13 protein-coding genes are annotated in these 19,936 nt (G+C 74.3%); 5 read left to right on the forward strand and 8 right to left on the reverse strand.

Features of this window, described 5'->3' with window-relative positions:
• From V2J63_RS09565 to V2J63_RS09575, 3 genes are all read right to left on the reverse strand, one after another.
• Complete coding sequence (locus V2J63_RS09565) at window positions 1-4,842, reverse strand: nidogen-like domain-containing protein (RefSeq protein ID WP_331230810.1); 4,842 nt, start codon at window positions 4,840-4,842, stop codon at window positions 1-3.
• A gap of 130 nt (window positions 4,843-4,972) precedes the next feature.
• Window positions 4,973-5,596, reverse strand: a complete 624-nt coding sequence (locus V2J63_RS09570; RefSeq protein WP_331230811.1) for a helix-turn-helix transcriptional regulator — start codon at window positions 5,594-5,596, stop codon at window positions 4,973-4,975.
• A gap of 216 nt (window positions 5,597-5,812) precedes the next feature.
• Window positions 5,813-6,430 (reverse strand): hypothetical protein, encoded by a 618-nt coding sequence (locus V2J63_RS09575; protein ID WP_331230812.1) that lies wholly within the window; start codon window positions 6,428-6,430, stop codon window positions 5,813-5,815.
• Between the two features lie 371 nt (window positions 6,431-6,801).
• Here V2J63_RS09575 and V2J63_RS09580 point away from each other — a divergent pair, with 371 nt between their 5' ends.
• The 3 genes from V2J63_RS09580 (at window position 6,802) to V2J63_RS09590 (ending at window position 8,799) form a co-directional block, all read left to right on the forward strand.
• Window positions 6,802-7,218: a hypothetical protein gene (locus V2J63_RS09580; protein WP_331230813.1), complete on the forward strand. Its 417-nt coding sequence runs from the start codon at window positions 6,802-6,804 to the stop codon at window positions 7,216-7,218.
• The gene (locus tag V2J63_RS09585; RefSeq protein ID WP_331230814.1) at window positions 7,218-7,535 is read left to right on the forward strand and encodes a PAAR domain-containing protein; all 318 of its coding nucleotides are present in this window, start codon (window positions 7,218-7,220) and stop codon (window positions 7,533-7,535) included. Before V2J63_RS09580 ends, V2J63_RS09585 begins: the two co-directional genes overlap by 1 nt.
• Before the next feature lie 97 nt (window positions 7,536-7,632).
• On the forward strand, window positions 7,633-8,799 hold the full coding sequence (locus tag V2J63_RS09590; protein ID WP_434056308.1) for an AI-2E family transporter: 1,167 nt from the start codon (window positions 7,633-7,635) through the stop codon (window positions 8,797-8,799).
• Window positions 8,800-8,862: 63 nt separating this feature from the next.
• Here the strand turns inward: V2J63_RS09590 and V2J63_RS09595 are convergent, their stop codons facing one another.
• The gene (locus V2J63_RS09595; RefSeq protein ID WP_331230816.1) at window positions 8,863-10,563 is read right to left on the reverse strand and encodes a RecQ family ATP-dependent DNA helicase; all 1,701 of its coding nucleotides are present in this window, start codon (window positions 10,561-10,563) and stop codon (window positions 8,863-8,865) included.
• A 163-nt stretch (window positions 10,564-10,726) separates the two neighbouring features.
• On the opposite strand from V2J63_RS09595, the gene V2J63_RS09600 reads away from it, so the two are divergent.
• The gene (locus V2J63_RS09600; protein WP_331230817.1) at window positions 10,727-14,260 is read left to right on the forward strand and encodes a serine hydrolase; all 3,534 of its coding nucleotides are present in this window, start codon (window positions 10,727-10,729) and stop codon (window positions 14,258-14,260) included.
• Between the two features lie 146 nt (window positions 14,261-14,406).
• Here V2J63_RS09600 and V2J63_RS09605 read toward each other — a convergent pair whose 3' ends face one another.
• Together V2J63_RS09605 and V2J63_RS09610 are read right to left on the reverse strand one after the other, a co-directional pair.
• Complete coding sequence (locus tag V2J63_RS09605; protein ID WP_331230818.1) at window positions 14,407-15,894, reverse strand: NAD-dependent succinate-semialdehyde dehydrogenase; 1,488 nt, start codon at window positions 15,892-15,894, stop codon at window positions 14,407-14,409.
• Window positions 15,891-16,400: a nitroreductase family deazaflavin-dependent oxidoreductase gene (locus tag V2J63_RS09610; RefSeq protein WP_331230819.1), complete on the reverse strand. Its 510-nt coding sequence runs from the start codon at window positions 16,398-16,400 to the stop codon at window positions 15,891-15,893. Before V2J63_RS09610 ends, V2J63_RS09605 begins: the two co-directional genes overlap by 4 nt.
• 145 nt (window positions 16,401-16,545) lie before the next feature.
• Here V2J63_RS09610 and V2J63_RS09615 point away from each other — a divergent pair, with 145 nt between their 5' ends.
• Window positions 16,546-17,238, forward strand: a complete 693-nt coding sequence (locus V2J63_RS09615) for a hypothetical protein (protein WP_331230820.1) — start codon at window positions 16,546-16,548, stop codon at window positions 17,236-17,238.
• Window positions 17,239-17,247: 9 nt separating this feature from the next.
• On the opposite strand, the gene V2J63_RS09620 is transcribed toward V2J63_RS09615, so the two are convergent.
• Together V2J63_RS09620 and V2J63_RS09625 are read right to left on the reverse strand one after the other, a co-directional pair.
• Entirely contained in the window at window positions 17,248-18,477 is a 1,230-nt protein-coding gene (locus tag V2J63_RS09620; protein WP_331230821.1) for an MFS transporter, read from the reverse strand.
• 170 nt (window positions 18,478-18,647) lie between these two features.
• Window positions 18,648-19,898 carry a hypothetical protein gene (locus V2J63_RS09625; RefSeq protein ID WP_331230822.1) on the reverse strand — a complete coding sequence of 417 codons (1,251 nt, stop codon included), beginning with the start codon at window positions 19,896-19,898 and terminating at the stop codon, window positions 18,648-18,650.
• Window positions 19,899-19,936 lie beyond the last annotated feature (38 nt).

Here is a 19,936-nt window from a genome sequence, read left to right on the forward strand (position 1 = left end):
TCACCCCCGGTCGAGGAAGGTCGGCGCCGTCACGGTCGCGGGCACGACGAGCATCGAGGGCGCCTCGATCTCGCCGAAGGACGGCCCGGCCGCGGGAGTCGCGACGAGCGTGCGTGAACCGAGGAGGTCCTTGGGGATGACGAGCATCGAGGCGCGCACGGTCCCGTCGGGACGGACCGTGTGCGGGCCGGGCGTGCTCGTGATCCCCGGGTCCCACGTCAGCTCGAGCTGGGCGCCGGGCGGGAAGTCGACGCCGTACGCGAGGGTGACCTCGCCGGGCACCGCGATGGGCGGCAGGAGACGCAGCCGCGCCTGGATGACCTCGATCGGCGCCCGGTCCGTGGCGGCGTCCGTGCGGGTCGTCGTCCGCCGGACGAGGACGACGTCGGCCTCCGTGCGCTCCCCGGCCGCCACGGTGACCCGCTGCCCGGAGGCGAGGGTGCCCGGCGCCGTGGCTGTGAGGGCGTAGTCCCCGACGGGCAGCCCGACGACGGAGTACGTGCCCGACGTCGGCGACGTCGTCACGCAGTCCCCGCCGGCCACCGGGCACAGCGCGAGGTCCGCCTGGATCGCGCCGCCGTCGGCGTCGACGACGACGCCGGTGACCGCACCGTGGACGTCGCCGCCGCGGGTGAGGAAGGTGTAGCGGCCGGGGACGTCCGAGTTGCGTGAGCCGCCGGTGAGGGCGGACGGGCCACCGTCGACGAGCGCCCCCGGCACGAACGAGCCCGGTAGCTCCTGGAACGTCCCCGCCTCGCCCGTACCGGCGGAGTAGCCCGCGGCGGCGGAGATGCCACCGAAGCCCCCCGACCCGGATGAGGCGTCGCCCGTCTCCCACCCGATCGTGGAGTAGTTGAACGTGATGGCCACGTCCCCCGGCTCGCCCGCCTCGCTCCGGTCCTCGATGACGAGCTGGGCGCTGATGCGCTTGTCGTCGTGCGCGTTGTAGTAGCCGACGTCCACCCAGCTGGCACAGAAGGTGGAGCCGTCCGCGCCGTACGTCGTCACGGCCGAGCCCTCGCCGCGGGTGTCGACGTCCGCGAAGAACGGGGCGATAACCGGGATGCCCGTCTCCCCCGAGAGGCTGAACGGGGTGAAGGTGGCCAGCGGCTGGTCGAACGTCACGTTGCCGTTGTTGTTGACGTACAGCGCCTCGTACTGCGTACCGAAGAAGTTGACGGGGAACGGCAGCTCGTACCGCTCGCTCGAGTGGTCGTCGCCGCGCACGAGGGACTCCTGCGTGCACACGGCGAGGTCCGCCAGCGCGCCGCCCGGCTGGACGGGCGGCGCCGCCACCGCCGGCGTCGGCCCGGGGAGGGCGCGCGTCGTCACGGTCGTGCTCGCACCGACGATGACCTCGCCGTCGCCCGCGGCGACGGGGTCGAGCGCGACGTCGAGCACACGCTCGGCGCCGGCGCCGAGCGGCCCGAGGTCACAGGTGCCGTCCGCGGTGAGGCAGACGAGGTCGCCGTCGGGGTCGACGACGCCCGGGTAGGTCGTGCTCAGCACGACGTCGTCGGCCGGGCCCGCACCGGTGTTCGAGACGGTGATCGTCGCCGGGACCAGGTCCCCTCCCACCCAGGCACGGCCGGTCGCGAGGGTCACGTCCACCTCGAGGTCGGGCTCGAGGTCCGGCGTCGGCTCCGGCGCCGGGCTCGGGCCGGGGCTCGGTGTCGGCCTGGGCGTGGGCGTCGGCGTGGGGGTGGGCGTGGGGGCAGGCGTGGGGGTCGGCGTCGGTGTCGGCGTGGGTGTCTGGGTGGGCGTCGGCGTCGGGACCGGCTCGACAGCCACGCGGGCCTCGTCGCTGTTGTTCCCCTGCTCGGGGTCGAGCGAGCGCGCCGCGACCCGCGCGACGACGTCGTACTCGCCGTCGGGGTCGAAGGCGGCCGTGACGACGACGGCGACGGCGCCGCCGGGCGGCAGGGGTTCGTCCTGGACACATGTCACGACGCTCCCCGCCGCGGTGCAGCCGGACGGCACGTCCACAGCCTCGGCACCGGCGGGCAGCTCGACGCTCACCTCGACGCCCCAGGCCGGGGAGGGCCCGAGGTTCGTCGCCGTGGCCTCGAGGTCGACGGCCTCCCCCACCTCCGCGGCGGCCGGGTCCGGCGTCAGCACGATCCCGACGTCGCTCCACGGCTGGTAGGCCGGGTCGTCGTAGCCGACGTCCCGGACGGCCGACTCGTCGACGACGACCTCCGGGTCACCGCCGGGGGCCGGGACGGCGTAGATGGCGTCGTCGGGAACCTCCTGCCCCTCGTCCGGCTCGAGGTCCACGCGCCCGACGAAGGCGATCTCGTCGCCGCCCGGCGACCAGGCCGGGGACGCCGCGTCGACGACGCCCGACTCCGGCACGTCGCCGCTGCCGGGGTCGGGGCCGGCGACGAGCCGGGGGTCGTCGACGAGGTAGACCTCGTCCTCCGGCTCCGCCGGGAGGTCGACGACGAGCACCGACCGGAGGTCCTCGTCGATGTCCGTGCCCGGGTAGTAGTAGACGTTCTCCTGGGCGAACGCCAGCTGCGTGCCGTCCGGGGACCACGCCGGCGAGGTGCCGAGCACCGGCTCGGTGCACCCCTCGTCCGGTTCCTTGCAGTTGTCGTACTCCACGCGGACGGGGTGGACGGGCCGGTCCCCGTCGTCCTCGAGGTGCATGACCCACAGCGCCGGCTGCTCCTCGCCCTGCGGCCGCCCCCAGAAGGCGAGGCGCTCACCGTCGGGCGACCACGACGGCTCGGACGCCTCCCAGAACGTCTCGGCGTCCGTGAGCACCTCGACCCCACCGCTGTCGACGTCGAGAAGCGCGACGTGCGTGCCGTCGGGGTAGAAGCCGTAGCGCGTGAACGCGACGGTCGTCCCGTCGGGGGACCACGCCGGGTCGTCGTCCTCGGCGTTCTCCGCGGTCTCGTAGTCGAGGAACCGGTGGTTCGTGAGCCCGGCGCCGGTGGGGTCGTCGTCGACGTCGCCGACGGCGAGCACGCGGCTTCCCTGGAGCCCGTACCAGGCCTGGTCGCCGGACCCGTACTCGACGAGCTGGTGCGGATTGGTGCTGTACGCCAGGAGCCGGCCGTCGGGCGAGTATGCCGGGTGCGCCTCGTGGGGGTGGTGGACGGACTCGTCGGGCGCCTCGACCTCGGCGTGGGCGAGCAGGCGCGGGATGGCCACGCCGCCCACGGGGACGTCCGCGACGTCCGCGCTGTAGTCGGGTGCGTCGTGCTGCTGCCGGGTGAAGGCGAGCCGCGGCCGGACGACCGGGGCGGGGTCGGGGGCGGTGAGGACGAGCTCGGCGACGTTGTCCTGCGTGTCCACGTCGATCGTGGCCGCATCGGCGAGGGCACCCGCGAGGAACAGGCCGGGCTCGTCGACGACGACGGTGACGGCGAGGACGAGGTCCTCCCCGACGGGCATCGGGTCGGGCACGTCGCACCGGAGGACGGCGCCGTCCGGGACGCAGCCCGCGGGCCAGTCGACGGCGCGGCCGGTCCCGGTCGCGGCGCCGGGCACCTCGATGACGACCTCACCGCCCCATGCCGGCGAGGGTCCGGCGTTCGTCACCGTGGTGGTGAGCTGGACCGGTTGCCCGGCGCGGACGGTCCCGCCGGCCGCCGTCGACGTCAGGGTGACACCGAGGTCGGCCCACGGCTGGTAGCTGGGCCCGGTACGCAGCCGGGGCTCCTCGGGGTCGTAGGCGATCTGCCGGACCGCGCCCGTCTCGAGGGAGACGGCGAAGACGCCGCGGTTCTGCCAGGACGCGCCGTACTCCGGCACGTACCCGGTGAACGCGATCTCCGCGCCGTCCGGGGACCAGGCCAGGTCCCGCCAGAGCCGGGCAGCGGTGGGGTCCTCGTCGTCCGGGGGCTCCAGGGCGAGGTCGACGCCGCTGACGAGCTGGGGCTCTGCCGGGTCCTCCGGCGCCTCGTCGAGCTCGAGGAGGTAGATCCGGTCGAAGTCCCCCAGCGCGATGGTGGACCCGTCCGGGGACCACGCCACGGTGTACCCGGTGAGCGCCTCGCCACAGTTGTCCGTGCTCGGCAGGCAGACGTCCTCGTCGAGCAGCACCGGCGTGGCGATGCCCGAGTCGACGTCGACGACGGTGAGCGTCCCGGAGTCGCCCTCCCACGCGTCGATGAAGGCGATGCGCCGGCTGTCCGGTGACCAGGCCAGGTCGCCGACACGGTCGAAGAACTCCTCGTCCCGGTTCGTCACCACCTCGCGGACCTCGCCCGGACCGACGTCGAGGACCATGAGCCACGGGTCGTGGAAGGACGTCTCCGAGGCTTGGTTGGCCCGGGTGAAGGCGATCCGCGTGCCGTCCGGCGACCACGCGGGCTGCTCGTCGACGTCGCCGACCGCTCGGTCGTACTCCAGCAGGTCCTCCACCTCGCCGGAGAAGCCGCGGTCGAGGACCGTCGGCTCGAGGGCGTCGGTGACGAGCAGCTCGCGGCCGTCGTCCTGGGTGGCGAAGCCGACGTCGGCGCTGAAGACCACCTGCGTGCCGTCGGCGGAGTAGGAGGGGGACGTGTCGTCGAGCTCGACGGGCGCCGGGTCGGGCAGGTCGGGGTACGGGTTCTCGAGGAGCTGCCGGCTGCTGGCCAGTGTCCGCGCGTCCCAGCCGTAGGCGGCGACGACGTCAGTGATGTCGGCGGGCTCGTCGGCGGAGGCCACCACCGGCTCGTCGCCGAACGCGAGGCGTGGCTGCACGGCCTCGGGCGTGACGAGAGCAGCCGGCTGCACCGCCGTCGGCGTCGGCGCAGAGAGGACACCGCTGACGGCGAGCGCCGGCAGGGCGACACCGAGCGCGGTACCGGCCGCGAGGATCGTCGTCGCCGCTCGTGGTTGTCTCACGTCTTGTCCTCCACCTGGGCACGCCGGATGGCGGTGCCCTCTCAACCGTGGGGCGCCGGTCGCCGGCCGCGCACGCGGCGGCGGACAGCGGTTCGGGCAGTCCCGCCCGCACGAACGGGCAGGCCGACCCTCAGATGAGCCCCTCCCGCAGGGCGTAGGCGACGGCGTGCGAGCGGTTGCGCAGCTGGAGCCGGCTCGTCACGTCGTGCAGGACGTTCTTCACCGTGCGCTCGGAGTACGCGAGCTGCTTGGCGACCTCGCCCGTGTCGTAGCCGTCGGCGATGAGGCGCAGCACCTCGATCTCCCGGGCGGCGAGCCCCGTGAACGTCAGGCCCCGTGGCCCGAGGACCTGGCGCTGGAGCTTGCCGACCTGGTCGAGCAGGCGCCCCAGGAGGTCCGGCGGCACGGCCCCTTCGCCGGCGGCGGCGCCGGCGATGACCTGGACGAGCCGCTCCGGCGTCGCCTCGTTCCGCCGGACGAGCCCCACGACGCCCGCCTCGACCGCCGTGATGAGCGCGTCGTCGTCGAGGTGGCCGACGACGAGCACGGTGCGGGTGAAGCCGCGCCGCTGGACGACGCGCAGCATGCGCAGCGTGTCCTCGTCGACGGCGTCCGCGACGACCACCGCGACGACCGCGGCGTCGGTCTCGTCCGGCCCCACGACCCGGATCTCCGGGCGAGGACGGAGCTGGCTCACCACTCCCGCCTCGGAGATGGGGTCGCGAGCATTGACCCAGACGGACACACGTTCCATGACAGACCTCTCCCCTGAGCCGATGGCCCGCCCGCCACGGCTGTCGTCGTTGCTGTGACTGCATCTGTGCAGTGGCCCGAGTATGCCGGGGCGCACTCTTCGTGCAATCAACGCGGGCTCAACGGGCAGCGGATGTGCCCCGCAGATCGGCCCGGAGAGTGCTGAGAGCAGGGGAACGGCCGCCATACGGTCGAGCACATGAGTACGACGGCGAAGCTAGAGACACCGCGCGTCCAGCTGACGGCAGGGTCGATCGAGACGATCCCCCTGCAGATCCGCAACGACGGCGAGATCGTCGAGGGGTACCGGTTCGAGGTCCTCGGCGTCCCGAGCGGCTGGGCGACGGTCGAGCCCGCGGAGATCACGGGCCTCTTCCCGGGGGCGGAGACGACCGCGACGATCGCCTTCCACCCGCCCCGTTCGGCCGCCGTCCCGGCCGGAGAGCTCGCCTACGGCGTGCGCATCGTCCCGACGGAGCACCCGGACCAGGCCGTCGTCCCCGAGGGCGTCGTCGAGGTCCTGCCCTTCCTCGAGACCACGGCCGAGCTCGTCCCGCGGACCACGCGCGGCCGGCGCGGTGCCGTGCACCGCGTCGCGATCGACAACCGCGGAAACGTACCGATCACGGTCGACCTCGAGGGTGTCGACCCCAACAACCTCCTCACCGTCACGCCCTCCCCGGAGCGGCTCAGGGTCGACCCGGGGCACGCCGCGTTCGCCGACGTCCGCGTGCGCCCCGCGAAGTCCGTCTGGCGCGGCACGTCGGTCACGCACCCGTTCACGGTGGCCGTCCTCACCGAGGAGACGTCCACCGTCACGCTCGACGGCACCCACCTCCAGGAGCCCCTCCTCCCCACGTGGCTCCCCAAGGCGCTGCTCGCGCTCCTCGCGCTGCTCCTGCTCCTGCTCGCGGCGTGGTTCCTGTTCCTGCGCCCGACCATCGTCTCGGCCGCTCGGGAGGCCGTCGAGGGCCCGGTCGCGCAGGCGAACGAGCGCGCGGAGGAGGCGCAGGAGCAGGCGGCCGCCGCGGCACAGGAGGCCGAGCAGGCCGAGTCGGCCGCGCAGAGCGCCCAGGGCGCCGCTGCGCAGGCCGGCGAGGCCGCGGTCGTAGAAAACAAACTCACCGGCGCCCCGGTGCTCTCCGCCCCCCCCGTCCCCGCCCCCCGGAGGCGCAGGAGCGGGCGGCCGCCGCGGCACGGGAGGCCGTGGTCTTCGCCGACGAGCTCGTCGGCGCTCCGGTGCTCGACGCCATCGCGGTACCCGTCTCCGACCGCCTCCAGGCCCAGACGCCGCCCGGGGCGACCGCCACCCGCAGCTTCGGCGTCGAGGACGGGGCGACGCTGCGACTCAACGACTTCGTCGTCAGCAACCCGCAGGGCGACTTCGGCCGGGTCCAGGTCGAGCTCGACGGCCGGACCCTCTTCGACCTCGCGCTCGAGAACTTCCGGGACGTCGACTACCACTTCCAGTCCGCCATCGTCGCGGGCGCCGGTGCGGAGCTCACGATGACGGTGCGCTGCGACGAGGTGGGCGTCCCACCCGCCCAGGACCCGCCGCCGACGACGTGCGACACCGCGGTCTACTACGGCGGGACGCTCAACCGGCCCGCGGAGACTCCCTGATGCCGACGGGGCCGGCGCTGCGCGCCGGTGACATGGCCCTGTGCCCGCTCTTCGACGGGCCCAAGCCGCACGTGGGCGGGGCCATCACCCCGGCGGCCACCATCCCGACCGTGCTCATCGGGGGGATGCCGGCAGCCGTGGCCAACAACATCCCCGGCGGGATCGCGTGCGTCTCCCCCGCGCCGAACGGCATAGCCATGGGCAGCATGACCGTGCTCATCGCCAGCATGCCCGCCGCGCGGGTGGCCGACCTCAGCATGCACGGGACGCCGATCGCGCCGGGCCCGGGGTGCCCGACGGTCATCATCGGCGGCTGACCGCCCGCGTGTGTACCTCGCCATGCGGGGTCCCGCTCCTCCCCGTAGCCTCGGTGCGCCTCGGCAGCCGCCGGCACGTGCATGAGGGAGGACCCCGATGGCCCTGTTCGGTCGACGCTCGCAGGACGCCCAGCCTCCGCCCGCTGTCGTGACGCACGTGGAGAGGCCCGTCCCGCGCCCTGCCGGGGGGTCGGGCCTGTGGTCCGACGGCTTCGGCCGCGCTGGGACGCGCTCGCTCCAGGTGCTGGCGGTCCTCGCCGTCGTCGCGGTCTTCGTGCTCGCCCTGACGCAGCTGACGCTCGTCGTCATCCCCGTGCTCATCGCGCTCGTGCTCTCGGCGGCGATCTCACCGCTCGTGTCGTTCCTGCGCCGCAAGGGCCTGCCGTCGCTGCTGGCCACGTGGATCGCGCTGCTCACCCTCATCGCGCTGCTCTCTGGAGTCGTCTGGCTGGTCGTCAACGCCGTCCTCAACCAGTGGGACGACCTGCGCGACCAGGCCCTCGAGGGCTTCGAGGAGCTCCAGGGCTACGTGCAGGGCCTGCCGTTCGAGATCACGGAGGAGCAGATCCAGTCGGTCCAGGACTCCGCCGCCGGCCTCCTGCAGTCGAGCGCGGTCGGCTCGGGCGCGATCGCCGGTGTGTCCCAGACCGTCGACTTCGTCGCCGGCTTCTTCATCATGATCGTCGTGCTGTTCTTCTTCCTCAAGGACGGCCCCAAGATCTGGGAGTTCCTCCTCCGCCCCTTCGAGGGCCACCGGTACGAGCGCGGCCAGCGCGTCGGCGCCTCGACGGTCCGCTCGCTCGGCGGGTACGTGCGCGGCACGGCGATCATCGCGGCGGTGGACGCCATCGCCATCGGCATCGGCCTGGCGCTCGTCGGGGTGCCGCTCGTCATCCCGCTCTCCGTGCTCGTGTTCCTCCTGGCATTCATCCCGCTCGTCGGCGCGACACTGGCCGGCATCCTCGCCGCGCTCGTCGCTCTCGTCGCGGTCGGACCGGTCGAGGCGCTCATCGTCGTGGCGATCGTCGTCATCGTCAACCAGGTCGAGGGCGACCTCCTCCAGCCGATCGTCATGGGGCGGGCGCTGCGCCTGCACCCCCTCGTCATCCTCATCGCGCTGACGGCCGGCACGGTGCTCGCCGGCCTCTCCGGCGCCGTGCTGGCCGTACCGATCGCGGCGTCCATCTGGCAGGCGGTCCAGGTGTGGGACGGCCCGGACCTGCCCGCGCGCTTCGCGCGGAAGAAGCGCGAGGAGACGGTCTAGCGACGGACCCGCCCGGGTCGCGTGCCGCGGCTGCGCGACCCGGGGCGCGACCGGGCGAGCCGGTCAGGCGCCCGCCGGCCTGAGGAGCGCGCCCGCCGTCACGACGTCGCGGGCGAGGGTCTTGTACCCCTCCTGCTCGAAGAAGACGGTGATCCGGTCCCCCTCGTGGCGCATGACGACGCCCGGCCCCCACTCCGTGTGAACGACCGGCGCCTGGAGCGCGAACTCGTCGCCGTCCGCGCCGGTGCCGCCGCCGGGCGCGTCCTCGTCCCGGTGAGGGGCGAGCGGGAGCGAGTGCGTCGCCCCCGCACCCGCCTCCTGCGCCGCGAGGACGTCGCAGACGTCGCACGCACCGCACCGGTCGGCGCTCTCCTCACCGAAGTACCCGAGGAGGAACTGGCGGCGGCACGACGTCGTCTCGGCGTAGCCGCGCATCATCTCCACCCGCGAGCGCTCCACCCGCTCCCGGGCGGAGACGACCGCCTGCACGCGGGCGACCACCTGCCCGGGCCTCTCCCGGCCCTCGGCGCGGAGCCCGGCCCTGTCGCCGGCCACGGCGCCGACCTCCTCGAGGACGTTGACGGCGTTCGTCACGCGGCGCGCCGGGAGGTCGAGGCGCTCCCGCAGCGCGGTGAGCGTCAGCGGCCCCCGGGCCCGGCGCACCGCGCCGAGGACGGCGCGCAGGTCCCCCTCGTCGACGCGCGTGGCGGAGAAGAAACGGCGCAGGCCGAGGTCCTCCGGGCGGTAGTGGAGGACGGCGCGGGCCGGCTCCCCGTCCCGGCCGGCGCGCCCCACCTCCTGGTAGTAGCTGTCGAGCGAGCCGGGCGCGTCGGCGTGGAGGACGAAGCGCACGTCCGGCTTGTCGATCCCCATCCCGAACGCGGCGGTCGCGACGACGACGTCGAGCTCGCCGGCGAGGAAGGCCCGGTGGACGTCGGCGCGCTCACCGGCGCGCCGCCCGGCGTGGTAGGCGTCCGCGCGCAGGCCGCGCTCGCGCAGCGCCTGCGCGTAGTCCTCGGTGTCCTTGCGGGTCGAGGTGTAGACGAGCCCGGGCAGGGGGAGCTCGCCCACCTGCTCGAGGACCGCCCGCCGCTTCTCGTCCCGCCCGGGGTGCGGGACGACGTCGAGGTGGAGGTTCGGCCGGTCGAAGCCGCGGGCGACGACGAGCGGGTCGCGCATGCCGAGCCGCTCGATGATCTCGGCGCGCACGGGCGGGGCGGCCGTGGCGGTGAGGGCGATGACGGTCGGGCGCCCGAGCGCCTCGACGACGCCACCCAGGCGCAGGTAGTCCGGCCGGAAGTCGTGCCCCCACGAGGAGACGCAGTGCGCCTCGTCGACGACGACGAGGGACGGCGCGAGCGCGCGGATGCGCTCGAGGACCTCGTCCTTGGCGAGCTGCTCGGGCGAGAGGAAGAGGAACTCCGCGCCCTGGCTGGAGACGGCGCGCCACGTGCGCCCCTGCTCCTTCTCCCCCAGCGTCGAGTTGAGGACGACGGCCGTCGGCGCGTCCGGTGCGGCGTCGAGGCCCGCCACCTGGTCTGCCTGGAGCGCGATGAGCGGGGAGACGACGACGGTGGGGCCGCTGAGGGCGACGGCCGCCACCTGGTAGACCGCCGACTTCCCGTACCCGGTCGGCATGACCGCGAGGACGTCGCGCCCCGCCGCCGCCGCCTCCATCGCCTCGAGCTGCCCCCTGCGCAGCTCGTCCCAGTCGAACGACTCCCTGGCGATGCGGGCGAGCTCGGCCCTCGAGGCTGCGGTCATGGACATACCGAACACGGCCGCGAGCCTTTCGGCACCCCGAGGGCGTAAGCCGTTTCCGCGAACGCGCGATATGCCGGAAACCATTGACGCCCGGTGTGATGCTCGGCACAGTGTGCGGTATCGATGCCGGCGCCGTTGCCGGCCTCCTGGGGAGGGGACACGGATGAAGAAGATCTTGGCCGCGGGTGCGCTCGCGGCGATGCTCGCCGCTGCGGCGGTACCGGCAGGGGCCGCGCCGGATGCCGCACCGGCGGCCGATCTCGCGGCGACGGACGTCGCGCTCGGGTGGGACCGGAGCGGGGCGCCGGAGCGCACCCTGCGGGACGGCACGGCCGCTGAGGTGGGCCTCACGCAGGAGTTCCTCGACGCGATCGAGCCGGCGCTGGCCGCCGGGACCACGGGCGGCGGCACGGACGGCAACCCCCTCTACCCGGGTGCCGTCTCCCTCGTGGCCAACGAGGGCGTCGTCGTCGACCGCACGGCCGTCGGGCACTCGCTCCGCTGGGCCGACGCCACCACCGAGCTGCCCGCGGACGAGTGGGTCGAGATGACCGCGGACACGATCTTCGACCTCGCCTCCCTGTCCAAGCTCTTCACGGCCGTCGCGGTCATGCAGCTCGTCGAGGACGGCGAGCTGGCCCTCTCCGACACGGCCGCCTCCCACATCCCCGCCTTCGCGGCGAACGGCAAGGGTGCCATCACGCTCGAGCAGCTCCTCACCCACACCGGCGGGCTGCCGGCGTGGATCAACCTCTACACGGCGGCGGACGAGGACGCGGCGCTCCAGCGGGTCTACGACGTCGCGCTGAGCGGCACCCCGGGCAGCGCCTACGTCTACAGCGACCTCGGCCTCATCACCCTCGGCAAGGTCGTCGAGGAGACCTCCGGCCTTGCGCTCGACGCCTACGTCGCCGAGCACATCACCGGTCCCCTCGGCATGAGCGACACGATGTACAACCCGCCGTCCGAGCTCCTCGGCCGCATCGCCGCCACCGAGTTCCAGGCGGTGCCCGCGCGCGGGCTCGTCCACGGCGAGGTCCACGACGAGGGCGCCTGGGCCCTCGGGGGCGTCGCCGGGCACGCCGGCGTCTTCTCCACGGCCGACGACGTCGCCGTCTTCGCCCAGATGCTCCTCAACGGCGGCACGTACGGCGGCGAGCGCATCCTTGACGCCGCCACCGTCGAGGAGATGATGCAGGACTACACGGGCCAGATCAGCAGCGCGCACCGCGGCCTCGGCCCGGAGCTCGAGGCGTGGTTCTACCACGACGTCCTCACGAGCGAGGACAGCGCGGGGCACACCGGTTACACGGGCACGTCGCTCGTCATCGACCCGCGCACCGAGACGATCGCCATCCTCATGACGAACCGCGTCCACCCGAGCCGCAGCTGGGGCTCGATCAACGCGCCCCGCCGCGCCGTCGCCCGCGCCGCCGGCCTGGCGACGCCGGTCACCGGGTTCGGCCGCGAGTCCGCGTGGTACTCCGGGATCGGGGACAACATCGCACACACGCTCACCTTCGACGTCGCCGTCCCGGCGGCCGGCGCCACGCTCGGGCTCGACCTCTGGTACCACACCGAGTCCACCGACCTCTTCGTCGTCGAGGCCTCCACCGACGGCGGCGAGAGCTGGACCCGCCTGCCCGGCACGCTCACCGCGGGCGACGTCGTCCGGGAGTCCACCGGCACGGTCTCCGGCGACGGCCAGTGGCGCTGGTGGGACGCCGAGTTCGGCCTCGGTGACCTCACGGGCGACGTCCGTGTCCGGCTCACGTACGACACCGACAACCTCTACGCCGGTCGCGGCGTCTACCTCGACCGCGTCGCCGTGACAGGTGCGGACGGCGCCCGGCTCTTCGACGACTGGCTGACCTCCGACGCGGAGGGAATGACGGCCGACGGCTGGTACCGCGTCGCCGAGAACGGGCTCGAGCCCGTCGAGACCGAGCCGGTCGAGCAGTGGCGCGGCTACTGGGTGGACGCCTTCAACGAGGGCATCTTCAACCCCGGCCAGGTGAGCGAGCTCATCACCGAGGCGCGCAACGTCGGCGCCAACGCGCTCGTCGTCCAGGTGGGTCGGCGCTTCGACTGCTTCTGCAACGACTCGGCGTTCCCGCGCACGCAGGCGTTCATCGACGCCGCGCCGTACGACCCGCTGCAGGAGGTCATCGACCAGGCGCACGCGGCGGGCATCGAGGTCCACGCGTGGGTCAACGCCACGACGATGTGGAACTCCGCGACCGCGCCGCGGGACCCGGAGCACGCGTTCAACCAGCACGGGCCGACGGCGCAGGGCCGGGACTACTGGCTCAACGTCCCGGTCAGCGGTGCGCAGTTCGGGCAGCCGGGATACCCGGCGGGCGCGAACTCCTACATCGACCCGGCGCACCCCGACGCGGTCGACTACCTCGTCGACGGCGTCCGCTCGATCGTCGAGAACTACGACGTCGACGGCGTCAACCTCGACTACATCCGCTACCCGGACTTCAGCGCCGCCCAGACCCAGAGCGACTGGGGCTACTCGGAGATCTCGCTCGCGCGGTTCGCCGCGGAGACCGGCCGCACCGACCGGCCGGCACCCGACGACGAGCAGTTCAGCCAGTGGCGCCGCGACCAGGTCTCCAACCTCGTCCGCAAGGTCTACGTCGCGATGTACGAGACCGACCCGCTGGCGCGGCTGAGCATCGACGGCATCACCTACTCCTACGGACCCGTCAGCTACGAGGACGGCTGGGAGGGCACCCGTACGTACGACGAGGTCCTCCAGGACTGGAGGGGCTGGTTCGACGAGGGGATCATCGACACGATCACGGCGATGAACTACAAGCGGAACTGGCAGCCGGAGCAGGCCCGGATGTTCCGTGAGTGGAACGAGGCCCTCGTCGAGTACCGCAACGGGCGTCACGCGGTGTCCGGCCCGGCGCTCTACCTCAACGAGGTGGAGGACTCGGTCGCCCAGGCGCAGGAGATCGTCGAGCTCGGCCTCGACGGCTGGTCCGGCTACTCCTACGCCAACCCCTCGCTCACGGCGAACCAGTCCTCCTCCGGCGCCGTCAAGGACGCCGAGCGCGACGAGCTCGCCGTCGCGCTGCGCTCGACGGTGTTCACCTCCGACGCCGTCGTGCCGGAGATGACGTGGAAGACGCAGCCGACGACGGGCCTCGTCGCGGGCACCGTCACGCTCGACGACGGGGCGGTCGCCGACCAGGTCGACGTCGTCCTCACCCCCGTCGAGGGCACCGCGGGCGAGGCCGTCACCGCCCGGACCGACGGCACGGGCTGGTTCGCCGTCGTCGACCTGGCGCCGGGGCGGTACAGCGTCGACGCCGAGGACTCGGCCGGCACGGCCGCCCAGGTCATCACGGTGGTGGCGGGCCAGGTGGCGCGGGCCGACCTCCTCCCCGGCGAGGACCCGGTCGCGGGCGTCGAGGTCACCGCGGACACCCGCTGCGTCGCGGGCAGGGTGGTCGAGGTCGCGCGGGTGGCCAACACCTCGGGCGCGCCGCTCGAGGTGACCGTCGCCTCCGGCCACGGGTCGCGGACGACGACGGTGGCCCCGGACCGGGCGACGTCCGTCACGTTCAGCACGCGCCTGGCCTCGGTCGGCGCGGGCGAGGTGAGCGTCGCGGCGGCCGGGACGGGTGTCCCGGCGGGCACGACGGTCACGGCGGACTACGCCGCCCGCACATGCGGGTGAGCCGCTGACACGGCACGTCCACGCACGGTGACGCCGCCGCCCGAGCACTGCAGGGGGTGCTCGGGCGGCGGCGTCCGTCCGTCGTGGCGGCGCGGGCCGGTCTGCACCCCTGCCGCTCGGCCCGACGCCGGGCCACCGGCTACCGGCTACCGGAACGGGTCGGCGATACCCACGTACGTCGTCTCGAGGTACTCCTCGATCCCCTCGAGACCGCCCTCGCGCCCGACGCCCGAGGCCTTGACCCCGCCGAACGGGGCCGCCGGGTTGGAGATGACGCCGGAGTTGAGGCCGAGCATCCCGAACTCGAGCTCCTCGGCGAGCCGCAACCCGCGGTCGAGGTCGCGGGTGAACGCGTAGGCGATGAGCCCGTACTCGGTGTCGTTCGCCCGGGCGACGGCCTCGGCCTCGTCGTCGAACGTCGTCACCGACACGACGGGACCGAAGATCTCCTCGCGGTGGATCCGCGCACCCTCGCCCGCGCCGGTGAGGAGCGTCGCCGGGTAGAAGGAGCCCGGGCCGTCCGGCACCTCTCCCCCGACGTGGAGCTCCGCCCCGTGCTCGAGCGCGTCGGTGACGAGCGCGGCGACCTTCTCCCGGGCGGAGCCGTCGATGAGCGGGCCCACGCTCACCCCGTCCTGCGTCCCGGGGCCCATGCGCAGCTCGCGGACGCGGCCGGCGAGGCGCCGGGTGAACTCCTCGGCGACGTCGGCGTGGACGAGGAACCGGTTGCCCGCCGTGCACGCCTCGCCGATGTTGCGGAACTTCGCCGCCATCGCGCCGTCGACGGCGGCGTCGAGGTCCGCGTCGGCGAAGACGAGGAACGGGGCGTTCCCGCCGAGCTCCATCGACGTGCGCAGGACCTGCTCCGAGGCGGCGCTCAGGAGGGAGCGGCCCACCGGGGTGGAGCCCGTGAAGGAGAGCTTGCGCAGCCGCGGGTCCGCCAGCAGCGGGCCGGTCGCGTCACCCGCGCGGCTCGTCGGGACGACGTTGACGACGCCGGGCGGGACGCCCGCGTCGGCGAGGACCTGGGCGAGGAGCAGGGACGTGAGCGGGGTGAGCTGGGCCGGCTTGAGGACCACCGTGCACCCGGCTGCGAGCGCGGGCCCGATCTTGCGCGTGCCCATCGCGAGCGGGAAGTTCCACGGGGTGATGAGGAGGCACGGGCCGACGGGACGGCGCAGCACGAGGATGCGGGAGCCGGCGTCGGTGGCGGTGTTGTAGCGTCCGCTCACCCGGACGGCCTCCTCGGAGAACCAGCGGAGGAACTCGGCCCCGTACGTGACCTCCCCGCGCGACTCCGCGAGGGGCTTGCCCATCTCGAGCGTCATGAGGAGCGCGAGGTCCTCGCGCCGGGCGATGAGCGCGTCGAAGGCGCGGCGCAGGATCTCCCCACGTTCGCGTGGTGCCGTCCGCGCCCAGTCCCGCTGGGCGGCGTGCGCGGCGTCGAGGGCGGCGCGCGCGTCGTCGGCGCTGGCGTCGGCCACCGTGCGCAGGACCTCACCGGTGGCGGGGTCGTGGACGTCGAAGCGTTCCCCTCCGCCGGCCGCGCGCCACTGCCCTCCGATGAAGAGGTCCGTCGGCAGGGACGCGAGGAGCTCCTCCCGGCGAGCCTGCGCACGCGCGGCGGCCGTCACGAGTGCCCCATCCCCTCCACGACGCCCTCGACCGGAGGGCCCTGCGGTGCCGGGCCGTCCTCGTGCGGGGCGTCGGCGAGCTCGAGGACGAAGACCGGGATCGCGCGCTCGGTGCGCTCCTGGTACTCCGCGTAGGGCGGGAAGGCGGCGACAGCGCGCTCCCACCACAGCTCCTTCTCGGCACCGACCACCTCGCGCGCCGTCATGTCCCAGCGCTGCGGACCGTCCTGGAGCTCCACCCGCGGGTCTGCGAGGAGGTTGTGGTACCAGGTCGGGTGGGTCGGGGCGCCGCCCTGGGAGGCGACGACGGCGTAGGCCCCCTCGTGCTCGACCCGCATGAGCGGGATCTTGCGCAGCTTGCCTGACCGTGCCCCGCGCGTCGTCACGATGACGACGGGACGTCCGTCGAGGGTGGTCCCCCGGGTCCCGCCGGACCCCTCGTACTCCGCGACCTGGTCGGCAGCCCGGCGGCTCGGGCTCGGTACGTACTCTCCTGTCAGTGGCATGCCCCGAGTCAACACCCTCCGGCACCGCGCGCGCACGGCGGGCACGAGCGGCAGGTCGGAGGCGCCGCCCCCTTGCGCGCCCGCCGCGCCAGGCACAGACTTTCCCTACCTCCAGCCTGTCCAGCCCACGATGCGAGGCGAGGTCATGATGACGCGATCAGGCCAGCTCGACATGCTCCCCATGCTCGCGCGCGGGAAGCACCGCAACCCCCGCCGCGGCGCGTGCTTCATGGAGCTCGCGTCCTTCCTTGCCGGTGAGCGCTGGAGCGACAGCCCCGCGTGCACCCATCCGTTGCTCGCGCACCTCGCGCGCCTCGTCAACGACCTGAGCGACGACGCGGACCGGCCCCGGCTCGCTCCCCTCATCCCCTCGGTCATCGGGTTGCGCAGCACCGATCCCCGGTGGGACCACGAGCTGACGATCCTCGCCGCGACGGCGGCCCTGCCCGTCGCCGCGGAGGCCCACCAGCGCGCGCTCGCCGTCGGGATCCTCTCGTGCGAGCGCCTGCTCGCGCGGTACGAGGGGCGTCCGGAGGGAACCCTGAGCGAGCGGAGCCGTCGGGCCTTCGACGACGTCCCGCTCGCTGCCGCGTGGGCGCGCGAGTACAGCGCGCGGACCTCCGTGGTGGGCGCGCGGCACCCGGGGCCGGCGGTCATCGAGTGCGCGGTGCTCGGCATCGCCGCGGCGTGCGTCCCGGACCCGGCGGCACGGCTGTACGCCCTCCTCGAGGACGCCATCGCCCTGTGCGAGAGCCTCGCCGGTCAGCGCGGCTCCCGCGCGCCGGTGCAGCTCGAGCCGGCGCAGTGGCGCGAGGTGTGCGCGCCGGCGCTGGCCTAGCGGCCAGGGTCAGGTCGCTGGCGTCTCCCGGCGGAGGCGCTCGCGGTGCAGCCCGCGGCGCAGCCCGAGGGACAGGACCGCGCCGAGGACGGCGGCCGTGACCGTGACGGCGTACGCGCCGGTGTACCCGGCCGCGTCGGCCATGCGCCCGGCCGTGCTCGAGCCGAGGGCGTAGCCGAGGCTGGTCGCGGCGGCGAGCAGCATCATCGCGGCGCCGAGGCGCTGGGGGTCGATGACCTTCTCGCACGCCGAGAAGATCGTGATCATGTACGGCGCGACGGCCAGCCCGAGGACGAGCAGGACGGGCACGAGCGTCCCGATGGAGCGCACCGCGAGGAGCGGCAGGGCGAGGAGCCCGAGCGCGACGGCGAAGACGGGCAACCGGTCCGCGAGGCGCAGCCGTTCGGGCAGCGCGGCGACCGCGAGCCCCGCCACGACGCTGCCCACACCGAGGAGGGCGTGGAGCAGGCCCGCGAGGCCCGGCTCTCCCGCCTCGGTGGCCACCGCCGTCGAGCCCGTCTGGACGGAGCCGAACACGACACCGACGACGAGCTGGCCGGCGGCGAGACCGACGAGGAGCGGGGTGAGCAGCCGGGAGGGGACGACGGCCTCGGTGCCCCGGGTCCCGCGGACGAGGTCGGCGCTCGGGTGGAGGGAGAACCACGTCGCGAACAGGGCGAGGAGGACGGCGGCGACCGTGAGCGCGCCGGCCGGGGACGCGAGCGCCGCGACGGTGCCGACGAGCGCCGGGCCGAGGACGAAGGACGCCTCGTCCGCCGCGCCCTCGTAGGAGAAGGCGGTCGAGACGAGACGGCCGCGCTGGGCGCCCGTCGGCGCGGCGAGCTCACGCCAGCGCACGCGGGCGAGGGTGCCCACCTGGGGCAGGAAGATCCCGGTGGTCCCCGCGACGACGGCGAGGACCTCCCACGAGGCGTCGTCGCCCGCCAGGACGACGAGGGCGGCGAGCCCGAGCGCCCCTCCGACGGACTGGACGAGGAGGACGGGGCGCTGGCCGATGCGGTCCGTCAGGCCGCCGGCCAGCGGCGAGGCGATCGCGTTCGTCACGGCGAGCGCGCCGGCCGCGACGCCTCCCGCGGTGTAGCTGCCCGAGACCTCGACGACGAGCAGGAGAGTGCCCATCTGCGACATCGCGAGCGGGAGTCGCGCGAGGAAGGCGACGACGACGTAGAGGGGTCCGGTGAGGGCGAACAGACGCCGGTAGGACGCGAGGACCGACAAGAAGTCTCCAGGTACGGCACGGTGCGCTCCTCCCACCCCGGAAGCGCAACGAACCCTGTGCACCTCGATCGTACCGGTGCCGTCCCCGCCCGGGCAGGGGTGGTCGGCGTGATGCTGGTCGCCGACGCCGTGCGCGGCTGAGGTCTCGCCAGCCGCCAGACCCGGCCCGCTCAGAGGGCTCGGGGCCAGGTCCGCAGGAGCCGGTTGCGGCGCTGACGGTCACGGCCGGTCGTCAGCAGCTCGCAGCCGAAGGCGAGGAGGATCGCGACGCCGGCGCCGGCGACGAGGTACGTCGCCTGACCGCCGGCCCACGCGACGTCCCCGCGCACCTCGAGCGCGGCGACGGCCGGCCGGGCCAGGACGAGGACGAGCGCAGCCGTGCCGGCCAGGAGCTGGGCGCCGCGGCGCACCGGGCCCCGCTCGGAGAGCACCTCCCCGGTCAGGAGCGGGTCCGGCCGGGTCGCCGGTAGCTCCCCGCGGCCGGCGGTGGTGTCGGTCGTCGCCTCGCGGTCGAGCACGCCGAGCAGGATGCTGTGCCGGAGCAGCTCGAGGACGAGGGCCGCGCCGAGCAGGAGGACGAGCGCGACGCCCGTCACGAGCAGCGTCCTCAGCACCCCCGCGGCGGGCTCGCGCCCGTGCTCGATCACCCACGGGAGCAGCCCCGGTGATCCGGCCGCCGGACCGAGCGCGAGGGCGGCGGCGCCGGCGAACCCCGCGGCAGCCGCGAGCGCGAGCGCTCGCGCCACCCGGTCCGCCCAGACGGTCGCCCGGTACCGCAGCGGCAGGGCGACGAGCCGGACCTTCTGCTCGGCGTTGCCCGGGTCGGTCGGGCTGTGCCGCCACGACGTGCTCGCGGCGGCGAGCTCGCGGCGCAGGACCCCCACGAGGCGGATGAGCCCGACACCCGCAGCGGCGGCCGCGGCGCCCCCGACGAGCGCCGAGACGGCACCGTCGCTGTCGAGCCGGACGAGGGAGAAGACGGCGAGGAACCCCCCGATGATCGCGAGGAGCAGACCGGACCCCCACAGCGGGGCGAAGGGCTTCGCCTCGCTCTGCGGCCTCAGCGCGCGAGCGACCCAGCGCTGCGACGGCGTCGGGGGCCGGCGCTCGGACTCGGGGTCCGCGCGGTGCCTCGCGAGCCGGCGCGCGTAGAGCAGCGAACGCGCCGCGCTCACCAGGCACGCGAGCAGCCACAGTCCGATCAGGACGAGGAGCGAGACGCCGAAGGACGCCCGCGAGCCGTCGTCGAGGCCCGCCGTGAGCGTCCCCTCCTGCTCCATGACCTGAAGTCCCAGGACGAGGACGACGAGCCCGACGGCTGCCCCGACGACGGCGGGCCACACGACGGCCCACACCGCGTCGACGACCCGTCCGGCCCAGCCCAGGGGGTACTCGCGGTAGTGGATGAGGTCGACGGTCACGCTCGCCAGGCTATCGGCGCGGGCGGCGGCGTCATGAC

This window comes from Georgenia wangjunii (genome assembly GCF_036421975.1).
Taxonomy (GTDB): domain Bacteria; phylum Actinomycetota; class Actinomycetes; order Actinomycetales; family Actinomycetaceae; genus Georgenia_A; species Georgenia_A wangjunii.

Bases quoted from the DNA above. Each gene is read 5' to 3' on its own strand.
- V2J63_RS09570 (WP_331230811.1), bottom strand. From the start codon at position 5,596: ATGGAACGTGTGTCCGTCTGGGTCAATGCTCGCGACCCCATCTCCGAG.
- V2J63_RS09585 (WP_331230814.1), top strand. From the start codon at position 7,218: ATGCCGACGGGGCCGGCGCTGCGCGCCGGTGACATGGCCCTGTGCCCG.
- V2J63_RS09590 (WP_434056308.1), top strand. From the start codon at position 7,633: ATGGCCCTGTTCGGTCGACGCTCGCAGGACGCCCAGCCTCCGCCCGCT.
- V2J63_RS09595 (WP_331230816.1), bottom strand. From the start codon at position 10,563: ATGACCGCAGCCTCGAGGGCCGAGCTCGCCCGCATCGCCAGGGAGTCG.
- V2J63_RS09600 (WP_331230817.1), top strand. From the start codon at position 10,727: ATGAAGAAGATCTTGGCCGCGGGTGCGCTCGCGGCGATGCTCGCCGCT.
- V2J63_RS09610 (WP_331230819.1), bottom strand. From the start codon at position 16,400: ATGCCACTGACAGGAGAGTACGTACCGAGCCCGAGCCGCCGGGCTGCC.
- V2J63_RS09615 (WP_331230820.1), top strand. From the start codon at position 16,546: ATGATGACGCGATCAGGCCAGCTCGACATGCTCCCCATGCTCGCGCGC.